This is a genomic window from Pseudochrobactrum mosebachae (assembly GCF_048914685.1).
GTDB lineage: Bacteria > Pseudomonadota > Alphaproteobacteria > Rhizobiales > Rhizobiaceae > Pseudochrobactrum.
This window is the reverse complement of sequence record NZ_CP128408.1, coordinates 513,282-536,328: the sequence shown is the minus strand read 5'-3', so window position 1 is coordinate 536,328 and position 23,047 is coordinate 513,282. Positions and strand designations below refer to the sequence as shown.

Below are 23,047 nucleotides of genomic sequence, written 5' to 3'. Positions count from 1 at the left end.
TCAATAAAGTTTAACACTTCTAAATCCAAAATTGTCGATTTTTACTGATTTAAAAACACCAGATGAACCTTTGAGGGTGCGATATTAGTCACTGATTTTTAGTGGCAAAATCGCATCACATTGATGAATTTATAACTTTAATATTATTGATCATATTGAAGCTGTAATATTTGTCAGTGTATATAAATTGATAAAATTAGCTTTAATTTTGATTTTGAATTGTTTTTATTGTTAATTTATTTGTTTAATTGTAGTTATATTATTGTTATTCATGTATTTTGATTGAAATTAGAAGTATTGACTAACACATGTTATGAATTCATCATTTCAATTGGATTTGTAGATATGATTTCAAAATTATTGAATTACAAATTAATTACTATGAATATAGCTTTTCTATCTTCTTTTATATTGATGGAGAAAGCCGAGGCTCAGACAGGGCAGATAAAAGCAACGGCCGGACAAAGCTTAAATGTGACGCCTGACGTTGCGACAACGCACCCTAACAGCGATGGCTTTGGAATCTATGCCTTGGGTGGTGGCTCTATCGTTTCTGATATGGGCAATGTCGTTACCAACGGCAGCAGTGCTTCCGGGCTGTTTGCTACAGATACCGGAAGTATCATTCATTGGCAGGGAACCACGATTGAAACCCATGGATTTCGGGGACGCGGAATTGATGCGCTTCATGGAGCGCAGGTCATTGGTTACGGAACAATCATTACCAATGGTGATAAAGCGCATGGCATTCAGGCTGCTGTGACAACTGCCGTTTCAGGGCCTGCACAAATAACATTACTGCCGAGTACCTCTGTCCATACATTTGGCAATGACGCCTATGGTTTACACGCTTATTCTTCAAGCACCATTACTGGAACCGTGAATGTTATTACTGAAGGTACGGGCAGTTTTGGTGTGCACTCTGAAAAAGACAGTACAATCACTTTGACCACTTCAAATATTGAAACGCATGGTGCAGGGGCTTTCGGCCTGTTGGCAAATACCGATGATATTACGGTTGGTGTAGATTATACCCCGGGTAAGCTGGTTGTCAGTTCCAGCACGGTTACCACAACGGGTGACAATGCTTTTGGTGCTTTTGCGGATGTTCAGGCGTCAATGGAGCTCACGGATATCACGATCAATACAACAGGTGAAAATGCTGCTGGCTTATTTGCCCATCTTGGCGGTTCAATCACCAGTCAGGGCAGCATAACAACCACAGGTAATAATGCCCATGGCGCAGCGGCCGGAATGAGCCCTACACCGGGCTTTACCGACACCATTGAACATAGCGGCAGCATTGTTACGCAAGGTGATAATGCTTATGGCATATATGGGATGAATGGTGCGGAGTTTAAAATTTCCGGATCAATTCATACGCATGGCGATGCGTCACAGGGCGCATATCTCGATGGTGCTAGTTTGGATATGCCGGCTCTGACTGTTGATACCAGCGGAGATAATGCTGCCGGTATCCATGCCGTGAACGGCGCAACAATAAGCGGACAGGCTGATATTACCACGCAAGGCGCCAATTCTCATGGTATGATTGTTGAGGCAGGAAGCAATATTACGCTGAATAATTCACACATTGTCACACATGATGATCTTGCTGATGGAGCGCTTGTCACAAGCAGCAATATCACTTTAAGCAACACAACTATCGTGACGCAAGGTCATGGCTTGACCGTTACTGACAGCTCAATTGTAACTTTAACAGACAGCGATATTACCAGTAAGCTCTCTGCCATTGATGTTTCATTTTCCGCTGTCGATCAGCATGCGGAAGTTAATATCGGCGGAACATCACATCTGAATAGTGAAACAGGCGTAATTTTAAATGTTACCCGCGATAATGCTGCGGCTGAAACCGGTATTGTTGCATTAAATATTCAGGACGGTTCGGTTGTTACTGGCAATATAACCGATAATGGTACTAAAACCACCGGCTATACGGATGTGCTTTTGGGGGCAGATGTTATTTGGACCGGACATGCATCCGGTATTCGTCATTTTAAATCCTTAAATAGTAATAGTATTGTTAATTTTGCTGCCGGATCAGACATTGGTGGCGACCTGCATGGTGTCCGTTCAAAATTCGTGTTTCATCCGAGCGGTATCAATGTGGCTGGAAATGTTTTGCTCACCGATAATTCACATGCAGGCGGTGGCTCATTAAATGGTGTGATTGATGTTGCCGGTGACGTAAATGTTGATGACACGTCAACACAAGCCGGCAACTGGTCTGTTGCCGGAGATCTGACCAATCATGGTACAATGGCGCCAATCGGAGCTGCTGGCATGATTAATGTTGGCGGCGATTATATTCTATCCGGTACATCCGTATATATGCTGGATATTAATCAGCTTAGTATGAATGCTGTTATCAATGTTGCGGGTTCCGCATCGCTGGCCGGCAAAGTCTCACTTGTTACTCCTCTTACGAGTGTGGCACTCAATTACCGTTATACCATATTAACTGCAGCGGGCGGTTTAAACGGTACGATGTATAATGGTGGTCTTAGCTGGGATAACACGCCTGCATATTTATATGTGGCACCGCAGCTGACTTATGATGCCAATAATGCTTACCTGACACTGACGCGCAACAATGTAGCTATTGCCAGTGCTGGTAGGACTGCAAATGAGAGAGCTGTTGGCAGAGCCTTGGACAGTAATGCGCAATCAACCGGCACAGTGCATAACACTTTGCTGTTGCACACCAATGAAGCCGCTGTCAGGGCTCAGTTGGCTAATCTTTCCGGCGAAGCCCATCAGTCTGTACTGGCTGAGTTGCAGCAAGGATCTCATCGTGTGCGTGATGCAATTGCAGGGCGCTTGTATGAGATGGTAGAAACGGCCCCGGCAGTTTGGGGGCGCTTTATAACAAGGCAGGGCGATGCGGATGCAACAGACTATTCAAGTCTGTCCTCACAGACCGACAGCTTCTTCTGGGGAGCTGATACGAGCTTTAATGAAAGCTTACGTGCAGGCCTGATGGCGGGGATTGAAAAATCGACCTTTAACGTGGACGATTTGAACTCTTCATCGCGTGTCGATAGCTATCATGTGGGTGTTTATGGTCGTTGGAAAGAGCAGGCTGTAAGCGTACATCTTGGCGGCGCTTATAGCTGGCACAATGTTATTATGGACAGATCATTTGTGGCAGGTGCAAATCCGCAGACACTCAAGAGCGACTATCAGGCACAAACGGTACAGCTATTTGGTGAGCTGGCCTATGATCTGAATGTGGATATGTTCGATTTTCAGCCATTTGCAGGGCTTGCTTATGTGCGCACCCAGCGAGACGGTTTCGCAGAGCAGACAATTAATCCGTTGATTGATGGTGCTTTGCAAACGGATGATACGGCGCTGTCCAATACATTTACTTCACTGGGTGTCAGGTTTGGCAAGCAATGGCAGCATGCAAATGATGTAAAAGTTAAAATTCATATGGCACCGGCATGGCGCCATGCATTTGGCGATGAACAGGCAAACTCGATATTTGTGCTTAACCCGACAACGTCATTTAATATTGGCGGCTTGCCGTTATCACGTGATGTCTTTGCCATGGAGACCGGACTGTCCGTTGATTTTAATCCGCGCGTCAGTGTTGGTGTGAGTTATGACGGGCAATTTGGCAGCAAAAACCAACAAAACGCCTTTAAAGGTAAGATGTCAGTTAAATTCTAATCGGAAATTATCACTTCTCAGGAGCCGTGGGGTGTACCGTTTTTATGATGCCGCGGGTGTAATATTCGCGGCATCATATTGATAGAGCCAGTCTAGATCTGCCAGAAAATCTTCTGGCTTACGGGCCTTAAACAGCAGGTTGCGGCCAAGTGCCAGCGGGCCACTGGCATGATAGGCAAAGCGGTTGAGCTTGCCGCGGCGTGCAACTTTGCCAATACGCTCCAAACGCTGCTTTTCAAACGCCGCCAGTGCATCATCATGGTTTACCTGATCCGGAGAGAGGTGTGCCGCCAGCGAAACGGCATCTTCAATCGCCATTGCAGCGCCTTGTGCTGCAAAGGGTGTCATCGCATGCGAAGCATCACCCAGCAAAATCAGCCGTGGTTCAATGACCAGCTTTGGTTCGGGCATTTCAAATAGCGGCCAGAATGTCCAGCCTTGTGCAGCATGTAACACATCGGTGATTGCTGATGACCAATTTTGGAATGCGCGCAGCAAAGCGGCGCTGTCGCCCTTCATATCCCAGCTGGTGCCAATATCTTCACCATCAGTGATGGCAACAAAATTATAGGCTTTCCCGCCTTTGATCGGATAGGCAACCAAATGTACGCCCTGGCCAAGCCATGCTGAGACTGCCAGTTTATCTTGCAGGCTACTGCTAAAGCTGTGTGGTATCTTATCCGCAGGTAACGTGGCGCGCCAGGCAATATGATTGCTAAAACGTGCACGATCCTTTGGCATTGAGCGTGCACGTTGCTCCGACCACACACCATCACAACCAATCAGCAATGCGCCGCTATAATCCTTGATCTCATCGTGATGATCGACACGGATCGTTACCGCATCCGCTGTGATGTGGTGGGAGAGAACAGTTGCACCCAGATGCAGCTCGATATTGGGATTGCGCGCAACTGTCTTGAGCAGGGCTGCCTGCAAATCGGCACGATGGCAGGTAATATAGGGGGCATTCCAGCGCTTGTCAGCCTCCGCACCCAGTTGCATGCGCATAAGCGGCTTGGCCTTGCAGCCACTCATCAGATAAAGGGCTTGTGGCTGTACCGCGTGAGGAAGCAAGTCTTTGGTCACGCCGAGCCGCGCAAGTAAGCGTGTTGCATTGGGTGCCAATTGCAAACCGGCACCCACCTCAGAAAGAGCGGGTGCCTTTTCCATAATTACGACGGAAAAACCACGTTTTTCCAAGGCCAGTGCGGCGGTAAGGCCGGCAATGCCGGCACCTGCAATGAGAATACGCGGATTGCTTTGCATATGCATGGCTGCCCTTATCCTGAGGTCAACAATGGTGAAAGCGGGGGCAAACTTTCACCATGTGAGCGTTAATTAACCGGCTTCTGAAACCAGCGGGTCGTTAAATGTGCAACCGGCAGGCACAGTCTCATCAGCGCTGAGCGTAGCATCATGGCGATACAGCGTTGAACAATACGGGCATACAACGTCTTCGGCATCACCCATATCAAGAAACACATGCGGATGATCAAATGGCGGGTTAGCGCCAACGCACATAAATTCTTTAACGCCAATGCTGACCGCATTATGACCGGCATCGTTTTGAAAATGAGGGATGATATGATCGGACATGTGACAACTCCAGTGAATGTATCACCTATTGCATTTACGGTTTTAAGTGGAATCACTCGCACCATAAACAGGGTAACAACAAAGCTTTACAGAGGCAGGCTGCCCAAGTGTTTCGGCGGCGTCGCTCTCATACATAATTTGGCTCTGATGTAACGCGAATAATGCAGGAGCGGAAGTGTTTTTTATTGTTTATGCTGTAATCTCTGCTTTGTTATGAAATTGTCATATAGAATGCACAAACGGATCGTAACAGGAACGCGGCTTTATTTTTCAATTTGTACTAAACCGCTCTTGGGCAATTTCAGAGGGATTGTTACCGTGTCGCATAAAAAAGATCATGGATCGGTGAAGAAAACGGTGCCTTCGGCAGAGCCGGTCGGCAATGTACCGGCATTGGCAGCGACCACGGCGATGGTGGCCACTGGGATGGCCTCGGGGGTGGTTACAGGAACTGCCAATCATGCAAATAGCAATATGCCACTTAGCCTGACCGAGAGCCCAGAGCGCTTTGTCAATCGTGAGTTCTCCTGGCTCCAGTTCAATAAGCGCGTGCTTGCAGAGGCTGTTAACAAGCATCAGCCACTGCTGGAGCGCCTGCGCTTCCTGTCGATTTCAGCAGCCAATCTTGACGAGTTTTTTATGGTGCGCATTGCCGGACTTGCCGGACAAGTGCGGGCAGGGGTGGCTACGCGCTCCGCAGACGGCCGCACGCCGCAGGAACAGCTGGATTTTGTGCTGGCGGAAGTTGCCACATTGCAAGCCGCTCAGCAGGAAACACTGCAAATGTTGCGCTCGGAGCTTGCACGTGAAAAAATTGAAATCATTCGCCCTGATCGCTTGAAAAAGCAGGATAAGAAGTGGCTTGAACACCATTTTCTGGAAACAATTTTTCCTGTGCTAACACCTTTGTCGCTGGATCCTGCACACCCGTTCCCGTTCATTCCGAATCTCGGTTTTTCGATGGCGCTGCAATTGTCGCGCATTACCGATAAACATCCTATGGTGGCTTTGCTGCGCCTGCCTGTGGCACTTAATCGTTTTGTACAAATACCGTCTGCCAATAATACCTATCATTTCATAACACTTGAAGATGTGGTGAGCCTGTTCATTGAGCGGCTGTTTCCGGGTTATGAAGTGCGTGGCGCCGGAACATTCCGCATTATCCGCGACAGTGATATTGAAGTTGAAGAAGATGCGGAGGATTTGGTACGCCATTTTGAAACCGCACTGAAACGCCGCCGCCGCGGTAAGGTGATCAGCATTGAATTCGACAGCGACATGCCTGAAGCGCTGCGGATTTTCATGACTATGGAGCTTGGCGTTTCCGATAGTCGTGTCAGTGTTCTGCCGGGCTTGCTGGCGCTGACAATGATTTCTGAAATTGTCGGTATTCCCCGCGATAATCTCAAATATATTCCTTATAATCCGCGCTTTCCAGAGCGTATTCGTGAGCATGGCGGCGATTGTCTGGCTGCCATTCGCGAAAAGGATATTGTTGTTCATCATCCTTATGAATCATTTGACGTGGTGGTGCAGTTTTTGCGCCAGGCTGCGCTTGATCCCAACGTGCTCGCTATCAAACAAACGCTGTATCGTACGTCGAATAACAGCCCGATTGTGCGTGCGCTGATTGATGCGGCTGAAGCCGGAAAATCAGTCACCGCGCTGGTTGAACTTAAAGCCCGATTTGATGAAGAGGCCAATATTCGTTGGGCACGTGATCTTGAACGCGCGGGCGTGCAGGTGGTTTTCGGATTTATCGAACTGAAAACCCATGCAAAAATGTCGCTCGTTGTGCGCCGTGAAGATGAAAAATTACGTTCCTATGTGCATCTTGGTACCGGTAATTATCATCCGATCACCGCTAAAATTTACACGGATTTATCGTTTTTTACGTCTGATCCTGAAACGGCACGCGATGTAGCCCATATTTTCAATTTCATTACCGGCTATGCGCAGCCTGCTGATGGTATGAAGCTGGCTATTTCGCCTTTTACATTGCGCCGCCGGATTTTGACACATATTGAAAACGAGATCGCCCATGCGCAGGCCGGTCGCCCTGCCGCGATCTGGATGAAGATGAATTCGCTGGTTGATCCGCAGATCATTGATGCTCTGTATAAAGCCAGCAGTGCCGGCGTGCAGATTGATCTGGTGGTGCGTGGTATTTGTTGTCTGCGCCCGCAAGTATCAGGTTTATCCGACAATATCCGTGTGAAATCGATTGTCGGGCGTTTTCTTGAGCATTCGCGTATTTTCTGCTTTGGTAATGGTCAGGATTTGCCGTCAAAAGAGGCGATTGTGTATATCAGCTCCGCCGATATGATGCCGCGTAATCTTGATCGTCGTGTTGAAACATTGGTGCCGGTGACAAATGTGACCGTGCATCAACAGATTTTATCGCAGATTATGCTTGCAAATCTCTACGATAATCAACAAAGCTTTGAAGTACTCTCAGACGGAACCTCGCGGCGGATCAAACCTGTTGACGGGGAAGAGGCCTTTAACGCTCAGGAATATTTCATGACAAATCCAAGCCTGTCCGGTCGCGGCAAGTCCCTGAAATCATCAGCACCGCGTTTGATCGCGCGTCATAACCGCGTTCGCGCCGAGCGAAACCGCAACGCATGACTTTGTCTTTGGCACAAGGCCGCTTGAAAGGTCTGGAACCGGTCGCAGTTATTGATATCGGTTCCAACTCCGTACGTATGGTGATTTATGAGGGGATCGTGCGATCCCCTACGATTTTTTTCAATGAAAAAATCCTGAGTGGCCTTGGTAAGGGACTGGCACAAACCGGACGCCTCAATGATAAATCCGTTGCCAGTGCGCTTGAAGCACTACGAAGGTTTCGGGCGCTGGCGCGTCAGGCTGGTGCAACCAAGGTTTATACCATTGCCACAGCTGCTGCCCGTGAGGCTGAAAATGGCCCTGATTTCATTGCGCAGGCTGAAGAAATCTTAGGCGAAAATATTCAGATTCTCACCGGCAAGGAAGAGGCCTATTATTCGGCGCTCGGCATTATTTCCGGCTTTCATAATCCTGATGGTATTGCCGGCGACCTTGGTGGCGGCAGTCTGGAACTGGTGGATGTGCTTGGCGATAATCTGGATAAGGCAATCGGCAGCGGCATAACTCTGCCGCTTGGTGGTTTGCGCCTGCAGGATTTGTCGGGCGGAAAAATCATAGAGGCCGCTAAAATCACCCGCAAATATGTCGGTGAAGTTGAGTTTTTGAAGCAGGGTAAAGGCCGCACATTCTATGCGGTGGGCGGTACTTGGCGTAACCTTGCCAAACTGCATATGAGTGCCAAACATTATCCGCTGCATGTAATGCATGGCTATGCCATGGATCCGGAAGAGGCCTACCACTTTCTCTATCGCGTGGCGCGCTTTGATATTGATAATATGCGCGGGATTGAAGCGGTTTCCAAAAACCGACGTCAGTTATTGTCCTATGGTGCCACGGTGATGATGGAAGTCGTGAAGCGGATGGAGCCGGCGCAGATCGTGTTTTCGGCTATGGGCGTTCGTGAAGGCTATCTCTATTCGCTGCTCAAGAAAAAAGAGCAGCAGCTTGATCCGTTATTAGCTGCCGCTGAAGAACAGGCAGTGTTGCGCTCGCGATCACCGCGTCATGCGCATGAGCTGGCTGAATGGACAGCTGAGGCGGTTAAGGTTCTTGGCTTTGATGAGACTGAAGATGAGGGGCGCTACCGCCATGCCGCATGTTTGCTGGCAGATATCAGCTGGCGGGCGCATCCGGATTATCGCGGGCCACAGGCTCTCAATATTATTGCTCATGGCTCTTTCATCGGCATCGATCATCCCGGGCGCGCCTATATGGCACTGGCCAATTATTACCGCCATGAAGGTGTGATGGATGATGATGCGGCACCGGAGCTTATTCGTATCGCTACACCGCGCTTGCGTGATCGCGCGCGGGTACTTGGTGCGTTGATGCGGGTGGTTTATCTGCTGTCTGCTTCTATGCCGGGTGTTATTCCGCAGCTCAAATGGCGCGAAGAAGGTGAAGGGCTGGCACTGATTGTGCCTGAGGCCTATCGCGATATGGTGTCTGAGCGACTTGCAAACCGGCTGAATGTGCTGGCAAAAGTAGCTGGAAAATCACTGCAATTCATAATCGAATAAATAAAGTTGAATAAAAACGCCCCGCAAATATCAGTTTGCGGGGCGTTTTTGTAACGTGTCAGTTTAATATTCAGGCAGAGTTAAGTTGAGCGGCCTGATAATAAATCCGTTTTAATCGAGCGTCACAGCCTTGATGCGGCGATCTTCAAATTGAATAACGATTTTACCTTCAAGCATTTGCAGGGCTTTTTCACCAAATAATTCACGGCGCCAGCCTTTTAATGCCGGAACATCGGCTGCATTGCCCTTGGCTGCAATCTGATCAATATCATCGGATGAGGCCACAACCTTTGGCGCGACGCCATGATCTTCAGTAATGATTTTGAGCAGCAGCTTCAGAACATCCGATGCAGCACCGGTGCCTTCAGGTGCATTATATTGTTTTGGCAGGCGCGGCATATCTTCTTTAGGCATGCTCAGCGCTTCATTGATGGTTTCAACAAGCCCGTTAGCATGGGAGGAGCGCTCCCAGCCTTTTGGAATCGTGCGCAGCCGTGCAAGCGCTTCCGCATCGCGGGGCTGCTGCTGGGCAATTTCCTGAATCGTGTCATCTTTAATCACACGCCCGCGCGGCACATTGCGCTCGCGTGCTGCACGTTCACGCCATGCGGCCACTTTTTGCATCACGGCAAGTTCAGATGGTTTGCGCAAACGGATTTTAAGCCGCTTCCATGCATCATCGGGATGCACATCATAAGTCTCGCGCGCGGTCAGAATACGGATTTCTTCACGAACCCAGTCATTGCGGCCTTCTTTATTCAGGCTTTCTTGCAAATGCAGATAAACATCACGCAGGTGGGTAACATCGGCGAGCGCATAATCGAGCTGCTTTTCGCTCAAAGGGCGGCGGCGCCAGTCTGTAAAGCGTGAAGATTTATCGAGCTGCACACCGGTGATTTTAGACACCAGCTGGTCATAGGAAATCGCATCACCGAAACCGCAAACCATAGCGGCAACCTGCGTATCAAACACCGGCTCCGGAATCAGGCCGCCGAGATGAAAGACAATTTCAATATCCTGCCGTGCCGCATGAAACACTTTAACTATGTTGGTATCGGCCATCAGCTTGAAAAATGACGACAGATCGATTCCCGGTGCCAGCGCATCAACCAGCGCTGTAGCATCAGGAGACGCCATCTGGATCAGGCAAAGCTCAGGCCAGAATGTGGTTTCGCGGATGAATTCAGTATCAACAGTGACAAAAGTTGACCTTGAAAGCTGTGAGACGGCCTCTTCAAGGCCCTGTGTCGTGGTGATAAGTTCCATTGTTTTTGTATAGCCAATCAGCAATGCTTTGTCGCGGGGGGCAAAAGCGAAAATTCAGATATTTTGTGACTTATCTGCGGGTTTCATGTCAGCATTATAAACTGGCGGGCAGAAAGACAGAACAGATACAGGATATGCGTAGTCGGCCGGATTAGAGCCGGTTGTGTAGTCTTATAGGGCTGGTTATATATAAAATATAGGTTAGATCTGACGATAAGCGCTCTTAGTCTTGACTTTTTGCAGCCAAAATGCGCTTGTCCGACAACATAAAAATCAAAATTTATCAAAGATTTTAAGTTTCTTTACACACTCTCGAAGGCAGAAATCATGCATCGTTATCGCAGCCATACCTGCGCAGCCCTCCGCAAGTCGGATGTCGGCCAGACAGTTCGTCTCTCCGGCTGGGTTCATCGTGTCCGTGATCATGGCGGCATTCTCTTCATCGATATCCGCGACCATTACGGCCTGACCCAGATTGTTGCTGATCCTGATTCTCCTGCGTTTAAGGTTGCTGAAACCCTGCGCGGTGAGTGGGTCATCCGTGTTGATGGTGTGGTTACCGCCCGTAGCGATGAAACCGTTAATTCGGGTCTGCCAACCGGCGAGATCGAAATTGTTGCCAAAGAAATCGAAGTGCTGGCCGCTGCCAAAGAGCTGCCACTGCCGGTTTTTGGCGAGCCGGATTATCCGGAAGATATTCGTCTGAAATATCGTTTCCTCGATCTGCGCCGCGACACGCTGCACAAAAACATTATGAAGCGCACCCAGATCATTGCATCAATGCGCCGTCATATGTCCGAGATCGGCTTTAACGAATTTACAACGCCTATTCTGACGGCCTCTTCACCAGAAGGCGCACGCGATTTTCTCGTGCCAAGCCGCATCCATGAAGGCCAGTTCTATGCGCTGCCACAGGCACCGCAGCAGTATAAGCAGCTGTTGATGGTGGCCGGCTTTGACCGCTACTTCCAGATTGCTCCTTGTTTCCGTGATGAAGATCCGCGTGCGGATCGTTTGCCGGGTGAATTCTACCAGCTTGACCTTGAAATGAGCTTTGTCACGCAGGAAGAAATCTGGGAGACAATGGAACCGGTGATGCGTGATATTTTCACCGAATTTGCCGAAGGCAAGCCGGTTACGCAGAATTTCCGTCGTATTGCGTATGATGATGCTATCCGTACCTATGGTTCCGACAAGCCGGACCTGCGTAACCCGATTGAAATGCAGGCTGTCACGACACATTTTGCCGGTTCCGGTTTTAAAGTTTTCGCCAATATGATCGCCAATGATCCTAAGGTTGAAGTTTGGGCAATTCCGGCCAAAACCGGTGGCTCGCGTGCCTTCTGTGATCGTATGAATTCATGGGCGCAGAGCGAAGGCCAGCCGGGTCTTGGTTATGTGTTCTGGCGCAAAGAGGGTGAAGCCCTTGAAGGTGCAGGCCCGATTGCCAAAAATATCGGCGCTGAACGGACTGATGCTATCCGCACGCAGCTTGGTCTTGAGGATGGCGATGCTTGTTTCTTTGTCGCCGGTGATCCTAAGAAATTCTATTCCTTTGCAGGTGCTGCACGCACACGTGCCGGTGAGGAACTGAACCTTGTTGACCGTGAGCGTTTTGAACTGGCGTGGATTATCGACTTCCCGTTCTATGAATGGGACGAAGACAACAAGAAACTCGATTTTGCGCATAACCCGTTCTCAATGCCGCAGGGTGGTCTGGATGCACTGGAAAATCAGGATCCTCTGAGCCTGAAAGCCTACCAGTATGATCTGGTCTGTAACGGTTTTGAAATCGCATCCGGATCTATCCGTAACCAGCTGCCGGAAGTTATGGTTAAAGCGTTTGAGCTGGTTGGCTTGAGCCAGCAGGATGTGGAAGATCGCTTCGGCGGCCTGTATCGTGCATTCCAATATGGTGCACCACCGCATGGTGGCATGGCTGCCGGTGTGGATCGTGTGGTGATGTTGCTGGTGGGCGCCAAAAACCTGCGCGATATTTCGCTGTTCCCGATGAACCAGCAGGCTGTTGATCTGCTGATGGGCGCACCTGCGGAAGTGATGCCGGCACAGCTGCGTGACCTGCATATCCGCGTGAACCCGAGTGCTAAAAAAGACTGAGTTGATCTCAGTCTGATTGAGAAATAACAAGCGCCGCTGGTCTTTGACCAGCGGCGCTTTTCGTTGCGTTTAATCCGGGCAATAAAAAACCCGGCACATGGCCGGGTTTTCTTAGAATATTTACAAAGGCTTACTTGTTGGCTGTGATTTTAACATTTAGCAGATCAAGCAGCTTTTTAGGCTCAGCCGTTGCTGTTGCAGCAATCAGAGCAAAGGATACCGGTGCTTGCGGTTGGGCAGCAACTGTGATGGATTTTGGATCATCCAGATAGGCATTGATTGCATTGGTTGCCTGCACGGCAAAATCCGCATGGCCAAGGAAGCCTACCATAAGCGGGGCAATGCCCTTGATCTGGTTGACCATGTCATCACGGCCAATACCCTGCTGCTTGGCATAATAATCGAGCAATTTGGGTGTCAGGGACTGATCATCATAGCTGATCTTGATGTCGCTGACAGATAGCTGCTGGATCAGACCAAGCATTGCCATGCTTGCCGCATCGCTGTTTTCTTTGCTGGCGCTGAGCTGTTCGGTCGCTTGCTGGACAGATTTGACGAATTTAACGTCATAGCCGCCAAGTTTAAAAGTGGTGTCGAACTTACCGAGGTCTTTAACATCAAACTCCATCTTGTCGATGGAGAAGTCACCTTTTTCAGGTTCCCAGGCGGCCGTTGAAGTTACAACCATATTCAGCTTTTTATAGCCGAGATCCAGCATCGGATTTGGTGTTGCTGCTTCGTCTTCAGTCGCATCAGCGTCAGAGTCAGGAGTTTCAGCTTTGGAAGCCTCTTCATTTTTCTTGCGTACATCTTCCATTTTCTCAAGGTCGAGATCAATGGATTTTACGCCGAAATTAACAAGGATCGGGCTGCCTTTGGTGTAAGGGTTTGTTGAGGCATACAAATCCTTCATCGCCACCATTTCCTGCCCGTCTTCGGCAATGGTCACGCTGTCGGCTTTCATGCTCTGATAATACATCATTTTGACGACAGGGTCCTGTTCGTCATCAGCCGCCAGATGCAGCTTGCCGATTTCAATGCCCTTAACCTTAAAAGTGGCTTTGTCTTCGGTCTTTTCAATATCCTGCAGCGTTGCAGTTTCAGCGGTGTAGCCGCCTTTGCCGTCTTCCGCTACATCTTTCAGAACAACATCACCAACGGTGATCTGGCCAACATCAGAGGTTTTGAAATCAACCTTGGTATCACGCAAGGTAATGGTTGAACCATCAGTGTCGACTTTACCGAATTCGATTTTGGCGCCCTGTTCTTCAAAGCGAGCCTGCAGACGCTTGGCCACGTCATTACCGTCAAGTGCGTAGGCGGAGCCTGCGAAAATTACAGTGAGTGCTGTAGCAACTGAAAGTGTGCGGGCAGCGGTATAAAGCGGCTTCATAACCGGCATTCGAGGCTCCTTAATATAGAACGTAACATATGAGTACAGGATGTACTTATCATCTTAAAATATGAAAATTGTGTCGTTTTTGGTAGCAGCCAGTTTCTTCATGAGCAAGTCACGGTTGATGAGATATGAAAATCAGATGTTATTGTAAGCATATTTCAACTGAAATAATCAGAAAAATGCGGAAAACCACGAGGATTTGGTACTCTCAACGCATCTTGACTTGCCGCAGAATCAGCCGCTTGCTAACCATAAACTATGGGAAAAAATTTGATTCCGCCTTCGGGTGGCGATGATCACGTCGAAACAGTTGATCTGAAATCGGCGCTTGAAGAACGTTACCTGGCCTATGCTCTGTCCACGATCATGCATCGTGCGCTGCCGGATGTTCGTGACGGTCTTAAGCCGGTTCACCGCCGTATCATGCATGCTATGCGTTTGCTGCGGCTTAATCCCGGCGGCTCATATGCAAAATGCGCGCGTATTGTCGGTGATGTGATGGGTAAATTCCATCCGCATGGCGATGCGTCGATTTATGATGCTTTGGCACGTCTGGCACAGGATTTTGCGGTACGATATCCGCTCGTCGACGGACAGGGCAATTTTGGTAATATCGACGGTGATAATCCGGCGGCTATGCGTTATACCGAAGCGCGTATGACCGAGGTGGCTGCATTGCTGCTGGAAGGCATTACTGAAAACGCCATTGATTTTCGCCCGACCTATAATGAAGAAGATGAAGAGCCGGTCGTTTTGCCTGGCGCATTTCCTAATCTTCTTGCCAATGGTTCGTCGGGTATTGCGGTTGGTATGGCTACCAATATTCCGCCGCACAATGTGGCCGAGCTGTGTGATGCATCACTGCTGCTGATCCGTAATCCGGATGCAAGCATTGAGGAGCTGGTACAATTGGTGCCGGGGCCTGATCTGCCGACCGGCGGTGTGCTGGTTGAGCCTAAAGAGAATATTCTTGAAGCCTATCGCACTGGTCGCGGCGCATTTCGCGTGCGTGCAAAGTGGGAAAAAGAAGATCTCGGCCGTGGCACATGGGCGGTTATTATTACCGAAATTCCGTATCAGGTGCAAAAATCCCGCCTGATTGAAAAGATCGCCGAGTTGCTACTGGCAAAAAGACTGCCGCTGCTCGATGATATCCGTGATGAATCCGCTGAGGATATCCGAATTGTTCTGGAGCCTAAAAACCGAACGGTTGATCCGGAATTGCTGATGGAATCCCTGTTCAAGCTGACAGAGCTTGAAACGCGTATTTCGCTGAATATGAATGTGCTTTCGCATGGTCGTGTGCCGAATGTGCTTTCATTGGGCGGCGTACTTAAAGAGTGGCTCGATCATCGTAAAGATGTGCTGGTGCGGCGCTCGCAATACCGTCTTGATGAGATTGATAAACGCCTTGAAATTCTGAGCGGCTATCTGATCGCTTATCTCAATCTGGATGAGGTTATCCGCATCATCCGTGAAGAGGATGAGCCGAAGCAGGAGTTGATGCGCACATTTAGCCTGTCTGACATGCAGGCTGAGTCGATCCTGAATATGCGGTTGCGCTCGCTGCGCAAGCTTGAAGAATTTGAAATTCGTAAAGAATTTGACGGGCTGACATTGGAAAAAGCGCAGCTCGAAGAGCTGATCGGTTCAGAAATCAAGCAGTGGAAAACTATCAGCACCGAGATTAAAAAAGTGCGTGAGGTTTTCGGGCCGGAAACCAAGCTTGGCAAACGTCGCACCCAGTTTGCGGTGGCACCGAGCCATGATCTGGAAGATATCCATCAGGCGATGATCGAGCGCGAGCCAGTCACGATTGTTGTGTCTGAAAAAGGCTGGATGCGCGCCATGAAGGGGCATCTTGCCGACTTCTCGACGCTGTCGTTTAAAGAGGGTGACAAGCTGCAGCTGGCTTTCCATGCCGAGACCACAGACAAGGTTGTGGTTGCTACCACCGGCGGTAAATTTTACACAATTGGTGCCAATACTTTGCCGGGCGGACGTGGTCACGGCGAGCCGATCCGTATTTTGGTGGATATGGAAAATGATCAGGATATTCTGAGTGCTTTTGTGCATGATCCGGCAGCCAAACTCATGGTTGCCTCGCATGAGGGTTTTGGTTTTGTGATCAATGAAACGGAAGTGATTGCTAATACCCGCAAGGGCAAGCAGATCATGAATGTGAAATCACCTGATGAGATGAAAATTTGTATGCGTCTTTCCGGTGATACAGTGGCTGTGATTGGTGAAAACCGCAAAATGCTGGTTTTCCCGCTGTCTGAATTGCCAGAGCTCACGCGCGGTAAAGGCGTGCGGTTGCAGAAATATAAAGATGGTGGTGTTTCTGACATTCGCAGCTTTGCAATTGATCAGGGGCTGACATGGCAGGATTCTGCCGGCCGTACCTTCACCCGTAGCAAAGAAGAACTGCTGGAATGGACCGCAGCTCGCGCGACCGCCGGACGTATGGTGCCAAAGGGCTTTCCGCGCACTGGAAAATTCTCTGCCTGAGAACAGACGAAAAATCAAAGCGGTTTTCTAGAGCAGTTTCAGGAAAAATGGGAACCGGTTTTCCGTCCGAAACTGCGTTAAGCAAACAGATAGAGCAGCTTCAGGAAAAGTGAAAACGCTCTGACATAAGGAAACCGTTTTTTATCATCCTGAGTAAAATTAATGGGAATAGTTACTTAGACATGTCTACTGAAACAAAGTCGTCTTCGGAGTACAAATCCGGTGAAATCAAATATCAGGTGCTCCATCAGGTGCCGGATGCGCAGACCTACTGTCATCTGCGTAAGGCAAGCGGGCTCAGCCCGAAAACGCACGAGGCTGCAGAACGTGGTTTAAGTGGCGGGTTGTTTGCGGTTCTTATTGCTGTCAATGACCAGATTATTGGTATGGGCCGTGTGATCGGTGATGGTGGCACGACCTATCAGGTTTGTGATATTGCGGTCTTGCCTGAATATCAGGGGCAGGGGCTTGGCAAAGTCATTATGACCGAGATCATGGCCTATCTTGATGAACATGCACCGGAGAGTGCTTATGTCAGTCTGATCGCTGATGGTCCGGCGCAGCATCTTTACACGCAATACGGCTTTGCAGCGGTTACACCTGCATCAGTGGGCATGGCATATAAAGTTGGTCGTAAGGCTTGAAGTTTATGCAAATGTGCCGGTGAATCTCATTATGAGTTTCGCACCGTAAGATACTATAATTATTATGTATTATATAAGAACCCGCGTAGAAATATGCGGGTTTTTGTTTGATTGTCAGACTATTCTGCACTTCCAGCGCGTACCCAGCCATTAGCGGTCAGTCGCTCCTGCGGAGTGAAACGGGTTTTATAATGCATCTTCGGCGAGCCGTTGACCCAATAGCCGAGGTAAACATGCGGCAGGCCAAGCGCGTTGCAACGCATAATATGATCGAGAATAATATAAGTGCCCAGCGAGCGGTCAGCCAGCTCCGGATTGAAAAACGAATAGACCATGGATACGCCGTCACCCATCACATCGGTAAGGGCTGCGGCAATCAGCGGGCCTTCGCCTTTACCGGTGATCATGCTGTCAGCACCGCGCAGACGATATTCCACAATCTGCGTATTCACATGGCTGTCTTCAATCATCATCGCATAATCGAGCACCGACATTTCAGACATGCCGCCCTGATGATGGCGATGATTGAGATAGTCATGAAACAGTGAATATTGTTCTGAGCTTGGCTCTGCCTTGCTGGCAAAGCCGACCAGATCCTGATTGCGCTTAAAGACGCGGCGCATTGAGGGCGTCATTTTGAATTCGCCTGCCAGAATACGCACCGAGACACAGGCATTGCAATTTTCACAAGCCGGACGATAGGCGATATTTTGTGAGCGACGAAAACCGGCTTGCGTCAGCAGATCATTAAGCTCGGGCGCGCGGCTGCCAACCAGATGTGTAAATACCTTTCGCTCGGAACGGTTCTCCAGATAAGGACAATCGGACGGCGCTGTAAGGTAGAACTGCTGTGGTTGCGGCTGATGCTGTGTCATGGTCTGCCAGTCAAAACAATAAATGAGACGAATAAATTTGTGTTTCAGAGTGTGCAGTGAAAAGAGCTGCGTAATGGTTAATAATAGTTCAAATCACAGGGATGTAAAATCCCGCTTATGTGATGAGATATCTGAGTAGCTGAATTTTGTCTTTTACAAAGCTGATAATGAAAACAGCGCGGCATAGATTGGACCGCGCTGTTGATAGTTTGTAATGGGGATTATTATGGATTGCTGCGCACGATCACCGCGCCGAGCAGCATGTCATGGACACCACGCTTATAGTCGAGAAACAGTGTGGCCAGCAGGATCAGCGGTGTCAGCAACACATTGGCCGCCCAGAACAGCACCGAGTGTACCACTGCAAACAGGCCGTCAATCGGCTTGCCGTCCATGCGTTCAATATGAATACCCATCATGCGCATACCCGTGGTAGCTTTATTGCGACCACCAACGGTAAAATACACATAAGGCAGCGCGACCAGCGGCAGCAGGATACCATAGAGCATCCAGCCAAGACCAAGGGTAAGAACGCCGAGCAATGCGATAATAATCGCCACCGGAATGCACAACAGAAAGACAATGCAATAGTCGATCATGAAGGCGAAGATACGTCTGGTACGTACACCTTCATAAAGACGGCGGTCTTCAAAGCGCGGCAGAACAATGTCGTTATGGACTGTTCGGTCATTCATCGGTCTATGGTTGCTCCTAATTCAAGTTATGAGAATGAGATAGGAAGCGTTAAGCGCTATTTCAAGGTAACAGCATTTCACATCCTTAATGGATCAACTTTGCGCCCGTGATAATACGTCATGCAGACCTGTTTATCTTGCTTTAGCCTGCCTGCAGTTTTTCAGCGACCTCAAGGGCAAAATACGTCAGGATACCGTCACAACCAGCGCGTTTAAAAGCCAGCAGACTTTCCAGCATCACTCTTTCTTCATCAATCCAGCCATTTTGACCGGCAGCCTTGATCATCGAATATTCCCCCGATACCTGATAAGCAAATGTTGGCAGGGCAAACTGGCTTTTCAGCCGCTGAATAATATCGAGATAAGGCATGCCGGGTTTAACCATCAGCATATCCGCGCCTTCCAGCACGTCCTGCTCGGCTTCACGCACAGCTTCATCACTATTGGCCGGATCGAGATAATAGGTTTTCTTATCGCCTTTCAGCACGCCTGCGGTGCCGATCGCCTCACGATATGGCCCGTAAAATGCCGAAGCAAATTTGGTGGCATAAGACATAATCGGAATATGCTGAAAGCCATTAGCGTCCAGCGCATCACGGATTGCACCCACACGGCCATCCATCATATCGGAAGGGGCGATAATGTCCGCACCAGCTTCGGCCTGCGCCAGCGCACCGCGCACAACCATCTCAACGGATTCATCATTGAGGATAATACCGTTGCGCAAAATACCGTCATGGCCATCGCTGGTAAAAGGATCAAGCGCGGCATCGGTGATAATGCCGATCTCCGGAACTTCCTTTTTGATCGCGCGCGTTACCGCATTGATCAGATTGTCCGGATTGGCAATATAAGAACCGTCCTGCGTTTTAATCCGCGCCGGTTCATTCGGAAATGGAGCAATTGCCGGTATCCCAAGTCTGGCGGCTTTTTCAGCCTGGCGCACAGCCATATCCACTGAAAACCGGTTGACGCCGGGCATGGCAGCAACCGGCGAGGTAACATTGCTGCCTTCACACACAAAAAACGGCCAGATCAGATCATTAACGCTTAACGTATTTTCCTGTACCAAACGGCGTGACCAGTCAGTACGACGGGTACGGCGCAGGCGGCGGTTTTGGGTGATTTCGTCAATTGTACGCATAATCATTTTCCGTTTTCGGCATATTAAGCTTAAATAACTCCAAATCCAGACCAGATACCGGCACAATACCAGTACACGCCGGATCCGGTGTTGAGCCCGAGTTAGGCCAGTGTTAGGCCAGAGTTAAGCCAGAGTTAAGAATACAGACTTAGTCATTGAGCCATATCATCCAATATGTGGTTGCAGCTTGATTAAAACCGCTTTTAAGGTGTGAATTATTGCCGCGCTTGGAGAGTAAACCAGATAATGGCCAGCTGGTAATTGTCAGCTCCGGTTCTGCTCCGGATCAGATAGTGACTTTGATAACTGTTTTATTCGTAATATCTGCAGCAGGATAAAAAGGGCAAAGGCATGACAAATAGCTATGTAAACCTCAATGAGGATAGAGCTTTGCCTGATTTTGGCGGTGATGATGAGGTGCAGTTTGCAGCACATGGGGCGCTGGGGCTGATCAGGCTCACCCGCCCCAAAGCGCTCAATGCACTGACCCATAAAATGGTGCTGGCAATGGAGCGCGCGCTGCTGCATTGGGCGGATGATGACCATATTAAATCCGTTCTGATTGAGGGTGAGGGACGCGCTTTTTGTGCCGGTGGCGATGTGGTTGCTGCCTATCATGCGGGCAAAAACGGCACGCCTGCGTTTGCTTTTTTCAAAGATGAGTATCGTCTCAATAGCCTCATGGGTTCCTACAAAAAGCCGTATATCGCTGTGCTTGACGGCATCACTATGGGCGGCGGTGCCGGTATTTCTATTCATGGCTCGCATCGTATTGTGACTGAAAATACGCTGTTTGCGATGCCTGAAAGTGGGATCGGATTTTTTACCGATGTTGGTGCCAGTGCTTTTTTACCGTTGTTACCGCAGAAACTCGGCCTCTGGCTCGGGCTTACCGGTTCCGCCATTCGCTGGGGCGATTGTTTGCAAAGCGGCCTTGCTACCCATGCTTTATATGCACAACAGATAGAATATTTGCGTGAGCAGCTGATAGGCGGGCACCTGCCGGATGATATCTTGAACAAGAATGCAGTTATGCCTTTAGCGCAACCGGACTGGGAAATGCCTGAAGCACAGCGCAGTCTGATAGCCCGCTGCTGTGGTGGCGATACACTGACACATTGCATTGCCGGTTTTGATAAGGCTGCGGCTGACGGCGATGCATTTGCACAAGATACTGCGCAAGTGCTGGCACGTCGCTCTCCAACCAGCCTTTGTGCCATTTTCACGCTGATTAAGGATGCGGAAGCATTTATTCGTGCAAATCCGGCACTTAGTTACGGTGCGCGCTTGGATCGGCAATTGAAAATAGAGTACGCTCTGGCAGAGATTCTGCTGCGCGGGCATGATTTTTATGCTGGTGTGGGCGCTGTTCTGATTGATAAAACCGGTAATCCCGAATGGTGCCCTGCAACGATTGAGCAGGTTCAGGAAAAGTGGGAACCGGTTTTCCGTCCGAACCTGCGTTAATATAAAGAGCTGCAGGTTCAGGGTTGTGGGAACCGGTTTTCCGTCCGGCCTTGCGTTAATATAAAGAGCTGTATGTTCTGAATTGTGGAAACCGGTATTAAGGCCGGTCTTTAAAAACGACAAAAGGTAATGAGCCGCATGATGGATGATCAGCTGAGACTGCGCACGGGGGATTCAGCCCTGCATAGCTGGTTTGTCTGGTTCGTTCGCTTTGTGGCGCTGGTTTGTCTGGCCGGTGGCGTTTATTACTGGTTACGGTTGATCGGCCTGTATCCGGGCTTGCTTTGGCGCTTTGATCTGATGCCATGGCAATGGCAGGCAATGTGCGTCAGTCTGGCGATTGCTTTGCCGATTGTGGCAACAGGTATGTGGATTCGTGCTTCATGGGGCGCTGTGCTCTGGGTGCTGACAGCAATTGCACAAATTCTTGTTTATACGGTTCTCGCGCGGTTTTTCGAATATTTCCCGCTGCTCGCTGGCGTTAATATCGCGTTTCTGGTGATCTATGCAGGTTTTCGTATCGGATTGTTCTTTCAGGGCAAGCGGCAACTGGCCACACCGGTGCATTAAATGCATTTCAAAACCCGCTACTTTGCAAAATAGCGTGGACAATGCCGCTGTTTATACCTGTTAACGCCTTGTTAGCCTTGCTGCTTAAGCGGAACTTCATCGCTGTTTCCTAAAATCATCATCACATATGCAACAGGTCTTATTCGGTCTGTGCATGTGTGGCGATGATGGCAGAGATAAAGTTGGGTGCTGATGCAAGAGCCGGTTCATACCAAGACACAAGATTTGCAGGCTGAAACTGGTGTTGGAAATAACACCGGCTTGCAGGTGCTGTGTCATGAGGTGGAGCGGCAGCTGAACCGTCATTACCGGCGCGTACTTACATTTTTCAACCTGACATTTGCAGACAGGCGTGATTATCCGTTGAGTTCTGAACAGGCTTTGATGCTGTTTTGTATCAGCAATGGTGTGCAGGATATGGCGCAGCTCTGGCAAGCAGTGGAGCCGGTTGCACCAAATGCGGCGATCATTCTCGCAAGCCTCTATGCGCAAGGCTATGTCTGCTCTGATAGGGCCAATGAGGCACTGGTGGAGCTGACAGCCAAAGGGCAGGCGGTTGCTGATGGTCTTTATGATTTATACACTTATGTATATCTGAGCGGCACCGGTAAAGATGTGCCGGATACAAAACGCCTTGCCTCGATGCATGTTTCGCTGCAGCGCCTGCAAAAATTCAGCCGTAGAATGTGCATTTCAAATAAAACCTCAGATAACGCAGCCAACTACCAGCCGGCTTAAAGCGCAACCCGAAAAGTGCGCAGCGGTTTTCATAACACCTGTCGTTGCGAAATGGTCACAATCGGGGAATAAGCATAATCTGCGCAGGGTTTTTCAGCAGCAGATAACTATATTCACTTGCCGTAATGCCTGCAGACATGTTTAAGCCACAAAACTATTGATAGCGGTATCGAGCGT

The 23,047-nt window shown here is 49.3% G+C and carries 16 protein-coding genes; 9 read left to right on the top strand and 7 right to left on the bottom strand.

The features are described 5' to 3' along the window. Nucleotides 1-474: 474 nt before the first annotated feature. Nucleotides 475-3,696 carry an autotransporter domain-containing protein gene (locus MP213Fo_RS02495; protein WP_421090120.1) on the top strand — a complete coding sequence of 1,074 codons (3,222 nt, stop codon included), beginning with the start codon at nucleotides 475-477 and terminating at the stop codon, nucleotides 3,694-3,696. 42 nt (nucleotides 3,697-3,738) lie between these two features. Here MP213Fo_RS02495 and MP213Fo_RS02490 read toward each other — a convergent pair whose 3' ends face one another. After that, nucleotides 3,739-4,968, bottom strand: coding sequence for an FAD-binding protein (locus MP213Fo_RS02490; RefSeq protein ID WP_421090119.1), 1,230 nt, complete (start codon nucleotides 4,966-4,968; stop codon nucleotides 3,739-3,741). A 66-nt stretch (nucleotides 4,969-5,034) separates the two neighbouring features. Then, on the bottom strand, nucleotides 5,035-5,292 hold the full coding sequence (locus tag MP213Fo_RS02485) for a zinc-finger domain-containing protein (protein ID WP_421090118.1): 258 nt from the start codon (nucleotides 5,290-5,292) through the stop codon (nucleotides 5,035-5,037). A 411-nt stretch (nucleotides 5,293-5,703) separates the two neighbouring features. Between MP213Fo_RS02485 and MP213Fo_RS02480 the strand changes: the two genes are divergently transcribed. Continuing rightward, nucleotides 5,704-7,923 (top strand): RNA degradosome polyphosphate kinase, encoded by a 2,220-nt coding sequence (locus MP213Fo_RS02480; RefSeq protein WP_421090976.1) that lies wholly within the window; start codon nucleotides 5,704-5,706, stop codon nucleotides 7,921-7,923. Beyond that, nucleotides 7,920-9,443 carry an exopolyphosphatase gene (gene ppx / locus MP213Fo_RS02475; protein ID WP_421090117.1) on the top strand — a complete coding sequence of 508 codons (1,524 nt, stop codon included), beginning with the start codon at nucleotides 7,920-7,922 and terminating at the stop codon, nucleotides 9,441-9,443. The genes MP213Fo_RS02480 and ppx overlap by 4 nt, the downstream gene beginning before the upstream one ends. Before the next feature lie 111 nt (nucleotides 9,444-9,554). Here ppx and rnd read toward each other — a convergent pair whose 3' ends face one another. Then, complete coding sequence (rnd, locus tag MP213Fo_RS02470; RefSeq protein WP_421090116.1) at nucleotides 9,555-10,709, bottom strand: ribonuclease D; 1,155 nt, start codon at nucleotides 10,707-10,709, stop codon at nucleotides 9,555-9,557. A 327-nt stretch (nucleotides 10,710-11,036) separates the two neighbouring features. Here rnd and aspS point away from each other — a divergent pair, with 327 nt between their 5' ends. Then, nucleotides 11,037-12,827 carry an aspartate--tRNA ligase gene (gene aspS / locus MP213Fo_RS02465; protein WP_421090115.1) on the top strand — a complete coding sequence of 597 codons (1,791 nt, stop codon included), beginning with the start codon at nucleotides 11,037-11,039 and terminating at the stop codon, nucleotides 12,825-12,827. 130 nt (nucleotides 12,828-12,957) lie between these two features. Here aspS and MP213Fo_RS02460 read toward each other — a convergent pair whose 3' ends face one another. Beyond that, entirely contained in the window at nucleotides 12,958-14,229 is a 1,272-nt protein-coding gene (locus MP213Fo_RS02460; protein WP_421090114.1) for a hypothetical protein, read from the bottom strand. Between the two features lie 255 nt (nucleotides 14,230-14,484). Here MP213Fo_RS02460 and parC point away from each other — a divergent pair, with 255 nt between their 5' ends. After that, nucleotides 14,485-16,737, top strand: a complete 2,253-nt coding sequence (parC, locus tag MP213Fo_RS02455; RefSeq protein WP_421090113.1) for a DNA topoisomerase IV subunit A — start codon at nucleotides 14,485-14,487, stop codon at nucleotides 16,735-16,737. 182 nt (nucleotides 16,738-16,919) lie between these two features. Further along, nucleotides 16,920-17,381, top strand: coding sequence for a GNAT family N-acetyltransferase (locus MP213Fo_RS02450; RefSeq protein ID WP_421090112.1), 462 nt, complete (start codon nucleotides 16,920-16,922; stop codon nucleotides 17,379-17,381). 119 nt (nucleotides 17,382-17,500) lie between these two features. Here MP213Fo_RS02450 and MP213Fo_RS02445 read toward each other — a convergent pair whose 3' ends face one another. The 3 genes from MP213Fo_RS02445 to hemB form a co-directional block, all read right to left on the bottom strand. Then, nucleotides 17,501-18,256 carry an arginyltransferase gene (locus MP213Fo_RS02445; protein ID WP_421090111.1) on the bottom strand — a complete coding sequence of 252 codons (756 nt, stop codon included), beginning with the start codon at nucleotides 18,254-18,256 and terminating at the stop codon, nucleotides 17,501-17,503. A 224-nt stretch (nucleotides 18,257-18,480) separates the two neighbouring features. Next, entirely contained in the window at nucleotides 18,481-18,951 is a 471-nt protein-coding gene (locus tag MP213Fo_RS02440) for an RDD family protein (RefSeq protein WP_421090110.1), read from the bottom strand. Nucleotides 18,952-19,093: 142 nt separating this feature from the next. Next, the gene (hemB, locus tag MP213Fo_RS02435; RefSeq protein WP_421090109.1) at nucleotides 19,094-20,095 is read right to left on the bottom strand and encodes a porphobilinogen synthase; all 1,002 of its coding nucleotides are present in this window, start codon (nucleotides 20,093-20,095) and stop codon (nucleotides 19,094-19,096) included. Nucleotides 20,096-20,446: 351 nt separating this feature from the next. Here hemB and MP213Fo_RS02430 point away from each other — a divergent pair, with 351 nt between their 5' ends. The 3 genes from MP213Fo_RS02430 to MP213Fo_RS02420 all read left to right on the top strand — a co-directional run bounded on the left by MP213Fo_RS02430 (nucleotide 20,447) and on the right by MP213Fo_RS02420 (nucleotide 22,870). Beyond that, nucleotides 20,447-21,562, top strand: a complete 1,116-nt coding sequence (locus MP213Fo_RS02430) for an enoyl-CoA hydratase/isomerase family protein (RefSeq protein ID WP_421090108.1) — start codon at nucleotides 20,447-20,449, stop codon at nucleotides 21,560-21,562. A 138-nt stretch (nucleotides 21,563-21,700) separates the two neighbouring features. Continuing rightward, the gene (locus tag MP213Fo_RS02425) at nucleotides 21,701-22,132 is read left to right on the top strand and encodes a DUF6163 family protein (RefSeq protein WP_421090107.1); all 432 of its coding nucleotides are present in this window, start codon (nucleotides 21,701-21,703) and stop codon (nucleotides 22,130-22,132) included. Nucleotides 22,133-22,324: 192 nt separating this feature from the next. Continuing rightward, the gene (locus MP213Fo_RS02420; protein WP_421090106.1) at nucleotides 22,325-22,870 is read left to right on the top strand and encodes a hypothetical protein; all 546 of its coding nucleotides are present in this window, start codon (nucleotides 22,325-22,327) and stop codon (nucleotides 22,868-22,870) included. The last annotated feature ends 177 nt before the right edge of the window (nucleotides 22,871-23,047 follow it).